Genomic DNA, 15,056 nt, shown 5'->3' on the forward strand with positions numbered 1-15,056 from the left:
AATCGATGCCTAACCTTTTCAGTTAGGAACGTGTCGCACTACAATTATGATTTGTATAGTAATAAAACTCCAATTTTGAATAAGTACCTGCGTCAAGCGTATTAGTAAAGGTAATTCCGTTACTTGTAGTACCATAACTTAATTGATCCCATTGGTTGGTTTTTACATTGTAACCACGAACACGACCAAAGTCATTACCACTATGCCCATCAACTGGAGGTACTGTAAAAGTATACTGAGTGATAGTTGCACCCTCAAGACCATTTTCATTAATAGTAGAGTCGGGTCCTGTTAAAGTCATACCGCCTCCACTGGTTGCATCTGCTACAAAGAATACAATAGCAGCCCAAGGCGATTCAGCACCTGTAGCATCTACAGCTTTTACGCGCACCACATTTTTACCGAGAGGATAAGCCTGTCGTTCACTATCTCGTCCTTCCCAAATATATGTGACCATATCTCCATCGGGGTCGGTACTGCTTGCTGAGATTGTAACGGCACTTCCAGGGTCTACACAATTACCATTTGGGGTTCTTGTAATCACCGGTGTAGTTGGTGCTGAATTGTTGATCGTAAATGTTTGGCTTACCCATTCTGAATAAACCCCGGCCTCATCTTTTGCTCTAACCTTGATAGTATGAGTACCAATTGCATAATAATCATCACTTGCTTTACCACTCCACTCAAGTGTTGTTTTATCCCCATCTGCATCCGTAGCAGCAACAGAAGTTGTAACTAAGAATTTTCCGTTTTTTGCAGTTCTTGTAGGCACTGCTGTCATTGTAACCATAGGCGTACGATTGACAACCTCAAAAGTAACAGTCTGCCACTCGGAATAGGTATCAGCAATATCTTTTGCTCGTACTCTAACAGTGTAGGCGCCAACGGAATAGTAATCGTCCGCTGTGCGTCCATCCCATTCAAGAGTGGTTGCATCATCGTCAGTATCATTTGCTGTGGCTGAGATATTTACTAAGAAATTTCCGTTCTTGGTAGTTCTTGTAGGTACCGCTGTCACTGTAACCGTAGGTGCATGATTCATAATATCAAAAGTTACGCTTTCCCATTCGGAATAGGTATTTGCAATATCTTTCGCTCTTACCTTAATAGTGTGGCTACCAACAGAATAGTAATCGTCTGCCATACGTCCATCCCATTCAAGCGTGGTTTTGTCATTATCTTCGTCATTTGCAATAGCAGAGATATTTACTAAGAAATTACCGTTTTTCGTGGTTCTTGTAGGAACTGCTGTCACCGTAACTGTAGGTGCATGATTGGTAACCTCAAAGGTAATACTTTCCCATTCAGAGTATGTTCCTGCAATATCCTTTGCTCTTACTCGAATTTCATGTATACCAACAGGATAATAATCATCTGCGGTTCTTCCGTCCCATTCAAACGTAATTTCATCATTATCCGGGTCCGTGGCAATGGCACTGATCTTTACTAAAAAGTTGTTATCTTTCGTAGTTCTAGTTGATTCGGCTGTAACAACTGGCTTACTGGGTGCGGTGTTTAGCACCTCAATATTTTCGCTGTAAGCAAACAATCTTCCTTCTTTATCGGTAATGGTTGCTGTTAATGTGAATGTTCCCAGCTTGTCAATAGCCATTGTACCACCATCATCTCCAAGAGAACCTTCAAAGGTTACTACACCGTTTTTATCGTTCAATACCCAGTTCACATCATACATATCAGCGTGAAGGGTATTATCTATGGTAACCTCAAAATCTGCTCCATAGTGGATACTGTTTGGTACAGAAAAGCTAAATTCAACAAATGGCATAACAGTTATTTCTTCGCTGTGAGAAAACTCACGACCAAGGTAATCTGTCATGGTGCCTGTTAAAACATAAGTGCCATATTCCTTGAAACGGAATTTACCGCCATTAGCATTCAGTGTGCCATCAACCGCACTGTCAAACACTATTGCAATTCCGTCCTTAGTAATTGTCCAGTCCACAGGCAGTACTTGATTGTTTCCGTGGGTTCTGAAATCAAGCACGGTATCGGTATAGGCAAGATTTGGAAGTGTAAATCCAAAATCTAAAACAGGAAAAATCTCAATTTTATCTTTGGGCTCAAATAGGAATACTCGTCCAGTTTGGTCAGTAATTCTTGCCACCAACTCATAAACACCGGCTCGTTTGAAATAAATCTTACCTCCATTGTTATCCAAGTTCCCATCAACATAGGTATTCCAATCTTGATACCCGTAGGTATTATCGATAAGCCACTCAATTTCCAAATCGCCTACATTTACAAATGTTGTTGTAATCTCGATTTCTTTATCCGTATGAGCAAATTTCGGTAAATTGTAGGTTACAACAGGAATTGCAAACACTTGAAAATTTTGCTCATAACTGTATGCTCTGCCACCCTCATCGCTAAAGGATACGGAAAGTGTGTACTTACCGGCTTTTATGAATTTTATAGAGCCACCGTCATTACCAAGTGTACCCTCGATAAATTCAGCCATAGAAACTACTTTACCCTCTTTTTTAAGTACCCAGTTTGCTGTACTATTACCAATCTCAGCAAAATTGGTATCTACCATAACCAAGTCGTCGGTGTGGAATATCTCCGGCAAATAAAACCCGGCAAAGCCAACAGGGTATACGGTAATATCTATACTGCACGAATATTTACGACCGTTATCGTCGGTAATGGAAGCTGTCAGCTTATAGACACCTTTTTCTTTGAAACGGATATTTTCACCGTCTTCTAAAATGCCCTCAATGTATTCGTCAATTATGACATCTGTACCATTACGGGATAACTCCCAGTTGATTTTCAGCATATCTGCATTCTGGGAATTTACATCAATGCAAACAGGCTTATCAGTATAGGTGTTGTTTGGCAAATCCATACTAAGTAAAACTTTAGAATAAATCGTAATTTCTGCTGAAGCTGAACTAGGGTTGCCCATACCATCTACCACCGAAGCTGTTACGGTATATAACCCTTTTTCACTAAAAAAGACAGAACCACCTGTGTCACCAAGTTTTCCGTCTATTACATCATCAATATTTACGACAGTCCCATCTTTGGAAATGGTCCATTTTACTGCATTGCTACCAAGATTTTCAGAGACAAAATCTATATCAACTTCCCTGTCGGTATAACTAATCTTTGGTGCATCCAGTTGTACTGTAACTACTGCATATACTGTAAAACTATTTCTGGCGATCGTGATTTTTCCTTGACTGTTTTTGGCTGTGGCAATTAATGTGTAGTTTCCACTTTCTTTTGCTTTGATACTTCCACCATTATTGCCAAGTACACCGTCCAAGAATTTGTCATAGGCAACGGTAACACTGTCTTTTTCTAAAGACCAAGTAACAGTAGTTACATATTTACTATCAGTAGCAACCCTTAAGGTATCTCCAACATAAACAGCTTGTTGTAAATCAAAGCTAAAAACAGGGGTAGTGTTATCACTCCCACCACTACTGCTACCGCCACTGGAGGAAGAACCACTTGAAGGCCTTGATGGTTTTGTAGGCTTATTTTTTTCATCCCCCTGCTGTTTCTGTTCCTTATCAACGAATTCCTTGCCCACTGATTCCCCATTTATTTTTTTATCGGCTTTGTTTTGGTTTAACAGCATAGCAAAGGCTTCTGCTCTGGTTGCATTACAAAAAGGTTTCAGAGTTCCATCAGGAAAACCGTCTACAATGCTGTATTTCTTTGCAATACAGATATATTCAAGCTGTGTTTTCGATACTGCTTCAAGGTCTGTAAAGCCTGTTTCGCATTTACAGTTATCTTCATGCAAACCATTACCTAATGTTCTTACAAGCATACGGAGCATTTCATAGCGTGTAATAGGTTCATCAGGGGAAAATTTACTGCCGTAATCATTTGGCTCAATTATGTCAGAAAGAATAAGATGATTTATTTCTTTTTCAGCCCAATGACCTTTAATGTCACTAAACTCAACATCAAGGTTATTGTCATTTGTGGTAGTGCTGTTTGTGTTCCGTGCCACTAATGCCGAAAACTCTGCTCTCGTAATCGTAGCATCGGGGTGAACCAGTCCATCAGGATATCCGCTTACAACACCTTCTGCCGCAAGTGTATTGATAATGTTTTCTGCCCAATGCCCCACACTGTCCGAGAACATCTTTTGCATTGCAAATGCTGAACCAGTTAAGCTCATTAGCACCAAGCATACAATCAATATGACTTGGGTTAATTTATTCAACTTTAGTCTCATCAAAAAACTCCTTTTCAAATTAATTTTTTTAACTTTTTCTATTCTTGAACATTAAGGCGGTATCACCAATCTGTATAAAAGATATTTCTGCATAAAAGAACCTCCCCTCTTGATGTTGTTATATATAAAAAAGCCATCTAACCGAAAATGGTTAAGATAGCTTTGTGCTCAGCTAATTGTATTTTATTTGCCGTATAAATCGTGATTGACAAGGGCCGAATAGTAGCTGCTCATAGTAACAGGTGCATTATATAGGCTTGTCAACAGATATGCCTTAATGTTATTTATCTTTGTAGTGTTTTTGGAAAGACTGTCAAACACATACTCAATGTGGCTACTGTCCAATTTCAAAAATCTGCTTTTTACAACTGTCGTTGGAATATCCTGTCCAGCTATGCGGGTAGTCTGTGCATTACTACACACAATATCAAGCATCAATTCCACAATTCCATTAATTTCACCTGTATCATAAGGCTTTTTTTCTACAAAATGATTGTACCCGATATTTTCTTTGATAATTTCACCGTACAATTTTCTTTCTTCTATCCTATCAATCACTATTGGGGAGCTTGTCACGCCTTCCTTTTGTGTCTGCCTCCCTTTTGATAGATCGATAGAGTCAGTATCACTCAAATCAGTATTGTTAATCTTAGTATTATTAGTGTTCCATTTTGAAAAGTCTTGACTTCCTTTTTTGTTAAGTGAAGAACTTTCATATTCAGAAGTCTGCATCTTCGGTTCATATGTAACACGAGAAAAATCACCTGTACTGTCACATTTATCCACAGAGGCATCCACAGGTAAAGGCTGTATTATGCCAGTTTCATCGATATTTTCCTGTTCAGACTTGTCATTATCGGAAGTCTTATCTTCTGCTATAAAGTTAGGTTTACTGAATTTTTTCAATACTGTCTTAGGACTGCGGTCTTTCTCCATTACTAAAGATCCAAAATTTTTGACATAGATAATTGTAGGCTTACCTTGCCCTTGCTTTTTACGTTCAATCAATCCAATGCCTTTTTTATCGTCGAGCTCTGCCATAATACGAACCATTTTAGATTGACTCTGGCCCATAAAGGCACAGGCATCTTCAAGTGTAAAATAAATGTATACACGATTTTCACCATCAAACCAGTTATTTTTAACGGATAACGCCATTCTGTCAAGCATAAGTCCGTAAAGCATTTTTGCATCAATGGATAGGCTTTTAAATCGTTCATCGATAAAAAGTATCTTAGGTATTCGATAAAAAGAATATTGTTCAGCTTCATTTCCGTAATGATAATTAAGTTTTAAATCAGTCATTTTAAGTCCTCCTGGATTTTATCTATAAACGAAAAATCCCCTGGCCGAATTAAATCAGTCAAGGGGACATTACAAATTCATATTCATTTATTTGTGTTCACTGTGCCACTTTTCAAGCAAGATAGTAATAACATCTTCTATTTGCTCTTTAGAGTAGTTTTTAGGGAAATACTTGGTTAGCTTTTCGCTTTTTAAGGTGACGGTTACAGGCTTATCTGCTGTTTCAGAAAGAATAGCGTCGATAACGGTTTCGTTTATAGTGCCCTCACTGCTGTATTTTTTCAGCTTGGTAGCCTGTGCCATAGAAGGGATAATCATCAATTCTTCTATTTTTGATTGCAGTATTTCCTGCTCCTCTTGGGTTAGATAGGAAATTTCCACCGCAGTATTAAAAGCAATTTTACGTTCATCTGTCATGTCTAAGAGGGCAGCAATGAGTTCAGTTAAGCGAATGTAGCGTGTAACCTCCATTCTATTCACACCAGCATCTTGAGCAACTTTTTCTCTAGCTGATAACTTTGGCACAACTTGTGCTAAAGTTAAATCATTTCGTTTTCCTTGACTTTTTATGGCATCTAACTTCATTTTGTAGGCAAAAGCCTTTTCGGAAAACAAAAGGTTTTCTCTTTGGATATTGCTATCTACCATTATGATGGTGCTTTCTTCATCATCTAAATCACGCACCATGGTAGGTATTGTTTTAATTTCTAACAACTCACAGGCTCGTTTTCTTCTATGACCTGCAATGATTTCAAAAGTTCCATCCGCTTTAGGTCTTGCAATGATAGGGACAAGGACACCATACTTTGCGATGCTTTCCTTGGTTTCCTCCATTTTTCCATCATCAAGCACCTTGAATGGGTGATGGGCAAAAGGTAACAGCCTTGATATTTCTATATGTTGTATACGGTTGGCTGTATCTTCAAAAGATGTAGTTTCTTCATTATCCCCAAATAAGTCATCGAAGGAAGTCATTTTGATTTTACTTGCACTACTTTTCATTTATACGACCTCCTTAACAAGTCCCTCGTAGGCAATAGCAACTTTACCGCTTGGATCATGAAGATAAATGCTCTTACCCTCAGCACTCATTTCGGCAGCTCTTACAGAGAGTGGGATAATGCTGTCATAAATTTTAATTTTACTACCGTAAGTATCGTGTAGGAGATTTATAATATCTTTGGTGTAATTGGTTCTCATATCCACCATAGTAATCAATATACCACCAATTTGAAGTTTGGGATTAAGCTGCTTTCGTACTCTGCCAATAGTTCTAAAAAGCTGTTCCATACCCTTAATGGAAAGATACTGTGCCTGTACAGGAATAATGACTTCGTCTGCACAGGTGAGCGCATTGATGGTTAGCATACCCAATGACGGAGAGCAATCAATGACTGCCACATCATAGTCATTATTAATTACTTTAAGGTATTCACGCAACACGCTTTCTCGGCTCATTGTGTTGACTAAAGTAACCTCAAGTCCAGATAATTCTATGTTAGCAGGTAGCAGATCGATACCTTCCTCGTGGTGTAAAATACCCTCGCTAGGTGCGATTGGTTTGTCCTCAATAATTTTCTCAAGAACTGTAGAAACGGTGGTATCCATTTTATCTTGCTCATTATAACCTAAGCTGACCGTTAAGCTACCTTGTGCATCAAGGTCTATAGCAATCACTCTTTTGCCTTCGTTAGCAAGTCCAATAGCTAGATTTACTGCTGTAACAGTTTTACCTACACCGCCTTTTTGATTTACTATTGCTATGGTTTTCATAATATGTAATCTCCTTAGTGTTATTTTAATTTGGGGAAATAAAATAAGCATAACCTTTGAAAACCTTATTGTTACTGGGTTTATTGGGTTATGCTTATAATAACACAAGCGTTTGATAGCATTTTGTCTATAGTTCCTGGATGCCAGTGGTCAAGACCTGTTACCGTTAGTATGCCATCGGCATCAAGCCCCTTGGCTATATTAATACTACTTTTGCCCTCAAGATACTCTCGGAAAATCCGTCTTACTATCACTGCTTCTTCTGGTACTACCACGAGGTTACCGTCTTCATCTTTGGTATAGCCTAAAAACTTCTTGTGATTGACTTGTACTATCCCATTTTCAAATCTACGGGTAACACCCCATCTTGTATTTTCACTGATGTTACGGCTTTCCTCTTGGGCTTGACTGCTTAAGATAGTGATGAGTAGCTCACCACCGCTTTCCATGGTATTAACGCCCTCTTTTTCGAATATGATTGGGATGCTTTTCTCTTTGAGTTTTCTGATATTTTGTAAGGCATCTACCGTGTTTCTTGCAAATCTACTGACTGATTTGGTGAGTACCAAGTCTATTTTATCTTCCATACAGGCATTTATTAGTGCATTAAAGTCATCTCTTTTGGCTGTTCCTGTTGCACTTTTACCATCGTCAGCGAATATCCCCGCACATTTCCAGTTGGGATTGCTATTTATTTTATTGGTATAGTAGTCTACCTGTGCTTCATAACTTCCTTCCTGTTGCTCTAGAAGAGTACTTACACGGCAGTAGGCGGCTACACGCAAGGTTTTCTGCTCCACCCGAAGTTGTTTATCATATTTCATTTGCGGTGGTATAATTGCCACCGTCTTTTTTTGTATTGCCATCGCCCTCATCCTTTCGTTTATACTCTAAAATTTCACTGATTCTTAGACCGTTGATAAATTCTGTTTCCACCTTGCCATCGTGATAAACTATGATTTTCTTTACAATCGCCTTAAATAGTTCCTCATCGAAATCTGTCAGCTCACGGATATCTTGCAGACATTCTTTGATTTTTTGTGTACATGGTTCGTAATCATCTATCTTAGAAGCTTGATAGGTCATTTCGGCTCGTTTGAATATAAGCTGTGCCAGTTCTTTGGAGGAGAACTGCTCCTGTTCCTCAAGCTCTATTATCCGATTTTCTATTACTTGCAGTTCCGCACTTTTTTGTATTGGCTGCCTTTTCTTTGGCTCATCCAGTAGATACTTCTTTGACATCAATTTTCCTACTGCAGATATGAAAACGCCCTTTAGTTCGTCCTCGGTAAAAAACAGGTTTTTGCATAGGACTCGGTTATTGTAAATATACTTCTTACATTTCCATCTGACCTTTTCCCATGGTTTACCGCAATGTTCCGTATATTTTCGGTAGGGTTCTCCACATTCTCCACAAAAGACTTTGTTGGCTAGAACCCCTTGGTTTTTCATGCTATTGCACTGGATTGTCCTTCCCAGTCTGGTTTCTGTCTGCTTTCGTTTGACTTGAGCCTTATCGTACAGCTCCTTGTTAATCAATGGGGGATAGAAGTCATCGCCTAAGTATTTTGTATTTTCAAGGATTCTGCCTACTGCACCATGGGTCCAGTTTGTTTTGTTATTAGCATTAGGGATTCCATTTTCCCGTAGTTTTTTTGCGATGGCTAACAGTGACTTTCCCGAAACATAGTCCTCATAAATGCACTGAACTGTTTTTGACTTTTGCTCATCTATGTGAATTTCTCCATTTATCATTTGATAGCCGATTGGCATATGGGTTTGCATATCAGTTCACCCCTTTTCTATATATTCTGTTAGCTCAAGGTTATTGATGAGTCGGAAGGTCATGCCTCCATCTTTGCCGATGAAAACCTTATCTACTGTAGAGATAAAAAGTTCTTCTTGGTACTCATCCATAATAGTGGGATTATACTTGAGAATTTGCAGGATTCTGTTGGTGCCCTCTATTTCTTTTTCAAAGCCATTGCTATCTAACAGAGCATTTCTCCTTTTCTTGTATTCCTCAATCTCTATGTTCAGAGCATTCTGCTTTTCTATAAAAATAGCAGAGTCAATATATCCCTTTCGCACAACTCGGCTAAGGATATGACTCTGCTCAGTTAATTCCGTAATTTTATTTTGTAGTTCTATAATTTGTGTTTCTTGTTCTTCATTGATTCTTAGAGCTTTTAGTGTAACTAAGAGGGGATGAAGGATTTCACTGTAATTGCTAACTAGCTTGTTCCACATGGTTAGAAACGCCGCTTTAATCATATCATCCCTGACTGCTTTCATAGAGCATTTGCTATGGTTTGCTATGTGAGTAATACAGCTCCATTGTACTTTTTCATAAGGCTTACCGATATAGATTTTTTGTCTACGGAAGGTTCCACCGCATTCTTTGCAGATGATTTTACTGCTAAATTCATACCGGTTTAGGTTTTTACCACTATCATCTATGCCCATCTGTATCCTACGATATTCGTAAATCTCTCTTACTCGGTCAGCTTGATGTTTTGTGATGATTGCTTGATGATTATCTTTAATAGAGTACATGGGCACCTCACCCTTGTTTTTCTTTTTAGTGAAGGGGAGACCCTCTGTGGTATAAGTCTTTTGTAGTAGTAGTTCGCCCTCATAGATTGGATTTTGCAGAATCTCTTTGACTACACCATCACTCCATTTTTCAGCAGTTCTGATGGTTGGTATGTTATCGTTGTTTAAACCTTTGGCGATGGTATAGCTACCCCTTCCACACAGGTATTCGTCATAAATCCTGCGTACAATTTCTGCCTCATCTTCTTTGATGATAATTTTGCCATCGTCATCTTTGGTATATCCGTATGCCACACACCCAAGGTTGTAAGTGCCATCTTGAAATCGCTTTTGGATACCCCATCGATTATTGGTAGAGATACTTTCTGATTCACCTTGTGCGATAGAACTTAGTATGGTCAGCATCTGCTCACTTTGCTCCGACATGGTATTCATGTTTTCCTTTTCGAAGTAGATTGCTACACCAAGTGCCTTGAGTTTTCGAATAGTTTCGATGCTGTCTACGGTATTTCTTGCGAACCTTGTGACGGATTTGGTGATGACCATATCAATATTGCCTTTTTCACATTCCTTTATCATTCGCAAGAATTCATTTCTGTTTTTGACCTTGGTTGCACTTTTTGCCTCATCTGCGAAAATGCCTGCAAACTCCCATTCTTCCCGACTTTGAATATATTGCTGATAATATTCTGTCTGTGCCACATAGGAAGTATGCTGCTTTGCTGAGTCTGTACTTACTCTGCAGTAGGCACATACCTTTTTCTTGGGCCGTAGCTCATGAAGCACTTTTTGTCTTACCGGCTCTATGGTTTTTACTATTTTCGCCATCTATTTTTCCTCCTTTCCCAGAAGTTTATCTTCTGTTAGTAACACACAATACCACAAGCTTTTTTATATAGCTAGTGTTTTTACACATATACTTTGCTAAGTGCTGGAGAGAAGGATTGGCGATTGAGTTCATCAATTTGGTCATATTCAACATCATTTACAATACCTCTGCGTTTGAGAATATCCAGTAGCTTAATAGACATCTTGTATTCCACTTCTTTTTTAGATTGCACATGATCCATGGAGTGTTCTTTAGCAAGCTCTGCACCAATTTTCATAATATCAAAACTCATATATATTTCCTCCAATCGTTATTTACTTTCTTAATATCACAAAAATAGGGACTGCTCATTTTTTCTATTTGCCGTAATCATTTTTGCTACAAGTGGCAAAAGCTTAGAGCAATCCCCATTGCTTCTGACATTAAGTCAATTTATTTTGTGCTGTACCTGGACACTACCATCCCCAGCACAAAGGGCGATTTCATAAACCGAAAGTGGTCAGCTTTCGTCATAGGACTTTCACCTCCCCGAGGATCTCTCCGGGCTGCCCCCATTGCGTGAGTCTGTGGCTGGACAGAAGTATCATTGTAGGCTGATGAGGTTATGGCAAAACAATCTACCACAGATTGTTTTAAGGTCGGGAGGGTTCCGCTATGCACCTTCTTATTGGCCGTCTTTGATAGGAAAATAAGAAGTCTGAACGAACAGTTAGCAAGTAAGTGACTTCGCATTTCATCTCTTTCCCTACAGGTGGTCTTGGCGCTCCTGCCTATGTTGCTTGTCCGTTTCCGGCTCATCAGCTAATGTATTTATGAAATCGGATATGAAGTTGTCAAGGTACAGGGGCTGTTTTGAAACCAAAACAGATAAGGGAGAAATATCCCTTCACTTACTACCTCACTTCCAAAGCAAAACACAGGGCTATTTTAAGAAATATTTTTTTATTTTTTCTTCTGCCAATTTTATGGCATCCTGCACAGACTGATATTTACAGCCCTCAATCTTTGCAATCTGTTCGTAAGTTAATCCCTCAAAGTAGTACAAAATCAAGCGCCTACGCTGCGTAGGGGATAAAGTTTTAATCGCTTTTTGTATAGTTTCCGCACAGAGCTTTCTATCAATCGCTTCCTCTACCTCATTGGGTAAAACAGTTAGCTTTTGATACAAATATTCCTCAGTCAGCTCCGTCCCATCAATATGGCGCTCCTGTTCGTTTAGCTGGGCTAAATCTTCAAGCTCAAAGCCATTAAAGGTTTCATACAGTTCTTGGCCGATATAAATTTGCTGCACGATTCCACTTGCATTTGGAAAGTTCAAAAAATAACTTTTTTGATTTTTGTCATATCCAATGGTGTAGGGATTATCCTTGGATTTCCTTCTCTTAGGAAATCTAATTTGATCTTGATCTAAATTATTTGCCATATGGCTTTCCTCCGTTTTCTGAATTTTGATTAGTTGTCAAAATGTCAGAAGCGGAGGGGAACGGCAGTAAAAAACACCGTTTTGTATCGTTACTATGTACAAACAAAAAGACGCCCCAACTCTGTGTATAAGAGTTGGAACGTCTTTTGTTTCTATATAAAATTCTATGTATCGATTGGTAGGTGGTCTATTTGCATAGGACATGGGAATACCTCCTTTGAGGAGCTATTCCTGCCTTTGGCGGTCAGCTATGAGGTTGGCCGTCATAATTCCTCATTGTATTGAGAAATTGCAAGTATGAAAAAACAATGCAAATAACTTTAGTATTCAAACACAAATACGACCATTTTTTACTATATATATGACTTTTTCTATATTATGAAATCTTGTTTTATCGTTGTATTTAATGATTCACTCTGTTCCGATACAATACCTATATTGTTACAAAGCTGAGATTAATTCACGTTTATTGCACAATTGAATATTAAGTATATCTAATACCAGTTTATATAAGAGAAATATACCTTTCAAATATGGTAATATTATGATTTTCCAGATATTTATTTGACAGTTGAGTAGGTAATTAACTATACTATAGGATAGAACTAGGAAGGGAGGAGAATAGATGGACAAATTGATGTGTGAATGCAATATTATTCATGAAGAAGTTGTTAAGGATGCTAAAGCTACTATGCTTCATAATCAAGAGCTTAGTGCCATTTCATCTGTTTTTAAAGTCTTGGGTGATCCAACTCGCATAAATTTGGTTTGGGCCTTGGATCGCAGAGAAATGTGTGTTTGTGACCTAGCCGCAACTTTGGGTATGACAAAATCAGCTATTTCTCATCAACTTAAAACAATGAAGGATTTTCATGTTGTAAAATCACGACGTGATGGTAAAAATATTTTTTATAGCTTAGATGATGAGCATATTACAGAAATTATAGAACTTGCCAAATTACATGTAGGACATTCGCATAAATAGAACTACAAATTTATATTTAAATAACAAAGACACGCATCAGAAGTTGCGTGTCTTTGTTATTTTTTTAATTTTACAAATATCCTCTTGACAGTTGAGTGATTGTTCAACTATAATATAGGTACAGTTGAGTGATTGTTCAACTAATTAAAATGAAGATTTTTATGAAAGGAGGATATTCTTTGAGCACCCACTTTGACAATTCACATCAAAATGATGCTGTAAACTTAATTATTCTCAATGCGTCTGAAAAATTCAAAATTCTTTCGGAAGAAGCACGAATTAGAATTATTTGGACGCTATATTCTGAAAAGGAATGTTGTGTTGGTGAGTTGGCAAGTATACTATCAACCAATTCATCTGCTTTATCACACCATTTACGTATTTTGAGGCATGCAAATGTTGTAAAAAGTCGAAGAACGGGTAAACATATTATTTATAGCATATCGGATAAAACTGTTATCGACTTGATAAAACTATTTATGAATTAAACAATTTATGGAGGTATCTAAAATGAAAAAAACATTTAAACTTGTTGGTCTTGACTGTGCAAACTGTGCAGCAAAAATTGAAAACGCTGTGCAAAAAATCCCTGGTGTTACTGCCGCAAACGTAAACTTTATGACAACTAAAATGGTGTTAGAGGCAGATGATTCAAAGATGGACGAAGTTATTTCACAAGCGACAGCTATTGTTAAAAAGCTAGAACCAGATGTAGAAGTTAAGAAAGCGTAAGGTGATGATATGGACGCTAATAAGAAACGTTTCATTCGAATTATTATCGGAGCGGCTCTTTTTGCTACCGCTTTGTATGTAGAGGCAAATAATTCCGCTATTGGATTAGGGCTCTTTTTAGCGTCCTTTATAATTATCGGCGGAGATGTCGTACTGAAGGCGGTAAAGAACATTCTAAAGGGTCAAGTATTTGACGAAAACTTTTTGATGAGTATTGCTACAATTGGTGCATTTATTATCGGAGAGTACCCTGAGGGCGTTGCCGTAATGCTCTTTTATCAAGTGGGAGAGCTTTTCCAAACATATGCAGTAGATAAATCAAGAAAATCCATAGCAAGTCTAATGGATATTAGACCTGACTATGCAAATGTAGTACGTGATGGGCAAATACAAAAAGTTGATCCTGATGAAGTTCAAATTGGAGAAACAATCATTATTCGTGCTGGCGAAAAAATCCCTCTGGATGCTGTTATTATTGAAGGTAGTTCCATGGTTGATACAAAAGCATTGACAGGTGAATCTGTTCCCCGTGAAGTTACAGTAGATGGGGAGCTTTTAAGCGGCTGTATTAACATTAATGGACTTATTACTGCAAGAGTCACTAAAGAATTTGGTGAATCAACAGTAAGCAAAATTTTAGATTTGGTAGAAAACGCAAGCAGTAAAAAATCTAACTCCGAAAACTTTATTACAAAGTTTGCAAGGTACTATACTCCAGTAGTGGTAATATTGGCAGCACTTCTTGCAATTTTACCGCCTCTGGTAATTCCTGGAGCAACTTTCTCTGAATGGGTATATCGTGCTCTCACATTCCTTGTCATTTCCTGTCCTTGTGCCCTTGTTATATCAGTGCCAATGAGCTTCTTTGGTGGAATAGGTGCTGCTTCTTTAAATGGTGTTTTAATTAAAGGAAGCAACTACCTTGAAGCTTTAGCGCAGGCAGAAACAATTGTATTTGACAAAACAGGAACCCTTACCAAGGGAGTGTTTAAGGTACAAGATATTGTTCCTCAAGGAATTTCATCTGGTGAATTATTAGAACTAACTGCATATGCAGAAAACTATTCCAATCATCCAATTTCTATTTCTTTAAAAGATTCATATGGTAAAGAAATCAACAATAATTTAATCACAGAAGTGGAAGAAATAGCTGGGCATGGTGTCATTGCAACGGTTGATGGAAAACAGATTGCCGCCGGAAATGATAAAATGCTTTCAAGATTTAATATTCCGG

13 protein-coding genes are annotated in these 15,056 nt (G+C 38.1%); 4 read left to right on the forward strand and 9 right to left on the reverse strand.

The genetic code is table 11. The features are described 5' to 3' along the window. Positions 1-22 precede the first annotated feature (22 nt). From RTK36_RS15380 to RTK36_RS15420, 9 genes are all read right to left on the reverse strand, one after another. Entirely contained in the window at positions 23-4,219 is a 4,197-nt protein-coding gene (locus RTK36_RS15380) for an S-layer homology domain-containing protein (RefSeq protein ID WP_312048114.1), read from the reverse strand. A gap of 183 nt (positions 4,220-4,402) precedes the next feature. Beyond that, complete coding sequence (locus tag RTK36_RS15385) at positions 4,403-5,524, reverse strand: DUF6017 domain-containing protein (RefSeq protein ID WP_312048115.1); 1,122 nt, start codon at positions 5,522-5,524, stop codon at positions 4,403-4,405. 87 nt (positions 5,525-5,611) lie between these two features. Then, positions 5,612-6,526 (reverse strand): ParB/RepB/Spo0J family partition protein, encoded by a 915-nt coding sequence (locus tag RTK36_RS15390; protein ID WP_312048116.1) that lies wholly within the window; start codon positions 6,524-6,526, stop codon positions 5,612-5,614. After that, positions 6,527-7,300, reverse strand: coding sequence for an AAA family ATPase (locus tag RTK36_RS15395; protein ID WP_312048125.1), 774 nt, complete (start codon positions 7,298-7,300; stop codon positions 6,527-6,529). Between the two features lie 77 nt (positions 7,301-7,377). Continuing rightward, positions 7,378-8,163 carry a recombinase family protein gene (locus RTK36_RS15400; RefSeq protein ID WP_331655091.1) on the reverse strand — a complete coding sequence of 262 codons (786 nt, stop codon included), beginning with the start codon at positions 8,161-8,163 and terminating at the stop codon, positions 7,378-7,380. Next, positions 8,111-9,082: a recombinase family protein gene (locus RTK36_RS15405; RefSeq protein ID WP_312048117.1), complete on the reverse strand. Its 972-nt coding sequence runs from the start codon at positions 9,080-9,082 to the stop codon at positions 8,111-8,113. The genes RTK36_RS15400 and RTK36_RS15405 overlap by 53 nt, the downstream gene beginning before the upstream one ends. Before the next feature lie 6 nt (positions 9,083-9,088). After that, positions 9,089-10,681, reverse strand: a complete 1,593-nt coding sequence (locus RTK36_RS15410; protein ID WP_312048118.1) for a recombinase family protein — start codon at positions 10,679-10,681, stop codon at positions 9,089-9,091. Positions 10,682-10,761: 80 nt separating this feature from the next. Then, entirely contained in the window at positions 10,762-10,974 is a 213-nt protein-coding gene (locus tag RTK36_RS15415; RefSeq protein ID WP_312048119.1) for an SHOCT domain-containing protein, read from the reverse strand. Positions 10,975-11,604: 630 nt separating this feature from the next. Then, positions 11,605-12,105: an RNA polymerase sigma factor gene (locus RTK36_RS15420; RefSeq protein WP_312048120.1), complete on the reverse strand. Its 501-nt coding sequence runs from the start codon at positions 12,103-12,105 to the stop codon at positions 11,605-11,607. 625 nt (positions 12,106-12,730) lie between these two features. Between RTK36_RS15420 and RTK36_RS15425 the strand changes: the two genes are divergently transcribed. From RTK36_RS15425 to RTK36_RS15440, 4 genes are all read left to right on the forward strand, one after another. Further along, positions 12,731-13,090: an ArsR/SmtB family transcription factor gene (locus RTK36_RS15425; protein ID WP_312048121.1), complete on the forward strand. Its 360-nt coding sequence runs from the start codon at positions 12,731-12,733 to the stop codon at positions 13,088-13,090. A gap of 179 nt (positions 13,091-13,269) precedes the next feature. After that, positions 13,270-13,578 carry an ArsR/SmtB family transcription factor gene (locus tag RTK36_RS15430; RefSeq protein ID WP_312048122.1) on the forward strand — a complete coding sequence of 103 codons (309 nt, stop codon included), beginning with the start codon at positions 13,270-13,272 and terminating at the stop codon, positions 13,576-13,578. Between the two features lie 22 nt (positions 13,579-13,600). Continuing rightward, positions 13,601-13,822, forward strand: a complete 222-nt coding sequence (locus RTK36_RS15435) for a cation transporter (RefSeq protein WP_312048123.1) — start codon at positions 13,601-13,603, stop codon at positions 13,820-13,822. Positions 13,823-13,831: 9 nt separating this feature from the next. Beyond that, positions 13,832-15,056, forward strand: a 1,225-nt coding sequence (locus RTK36_RS15440) for an HAD-IC family P-type ATPase (protein ID WP_312048124.1), incomplete at its 3' end; no start/stop codon positions are given.

This window comes from Anaerotignum sp. (genome assembly GCF_031981185.1).
In the GTDB taxonomy this organism is placed as follows: Bacteria; Bacillota; Clostridia; order Lachnospirales; family Anaerotignaceae; genus Chakrabartyella.

Coding starts and splice junctions, on each gene's coding strand:
- RTK36_RS15380 (WP_312048114.1), bottom strand. CDS start 4,219: ATGAGACTAAAGTTGAATAAATTAACCCAAGTCATATTGATTGTATGC.
- RTK36_RS15385 (WP_312048115.1), bottom strand. CDS start 5,524: ATGACTGATTTAAAACTTAATTATCATTACGGAAATGAAGCTGAACAA.
- RTK36_RS15390 (WP_312048116.1), bottom strand. CDS start 6,526: ATGAAAAGTAGTGCAAGTAAAATCAAAATGACTTCCTTCGATGACTTA.
- RTK36_RS15400 (WP_331655091.1), bottom strand. CDS start 8,163: ATGGCAATACAAAAAAAGACGGTGGCAATTATACCACCGCAAATGAAA.
- RTK36_RS15405 (WP_312048117.1), bottom strand. CDS start 9,082: ATGCAAACCCATATGCCAATCGGCTATCAAATGATAAATGGAGAAATT.
- RTK36_RS15410 (WP_312048118.1), bottom strand. CDS start 10,681: ATGGCGAAAATAGTAAAAACCATAGAGCCGGTAAGACAAAAAGTGCTT.
- RTK36_RS15415 (WP_312048119.1), bottom strand. CDS start 10,974: ATGAGTTTTGATATTATGAAAATTGGTGCAGAGCTTGCTAAAGAACAC.
- RTK36_RS15420 (WP_312048120.1), bottom strand. CDS start 12,105: ATGGCAAATAATTTAGATCAAGATCAAATTAGATTTCCTAAGAGAAGG.
- RTK36_RS15425 (WP_312048121.1), top strand. CDS start 12,731: ATGGACAAATTGATGTGTGAATGCAATATTATTCATGAAGAAGTTGTT.
- RTK36_RS15435 (WP_312048123.1), top strand. CDS start 13,601: ATGAAAAAAACATTTAAACTTGTTGGTCTTGACTGTGCAAACTGTGCA.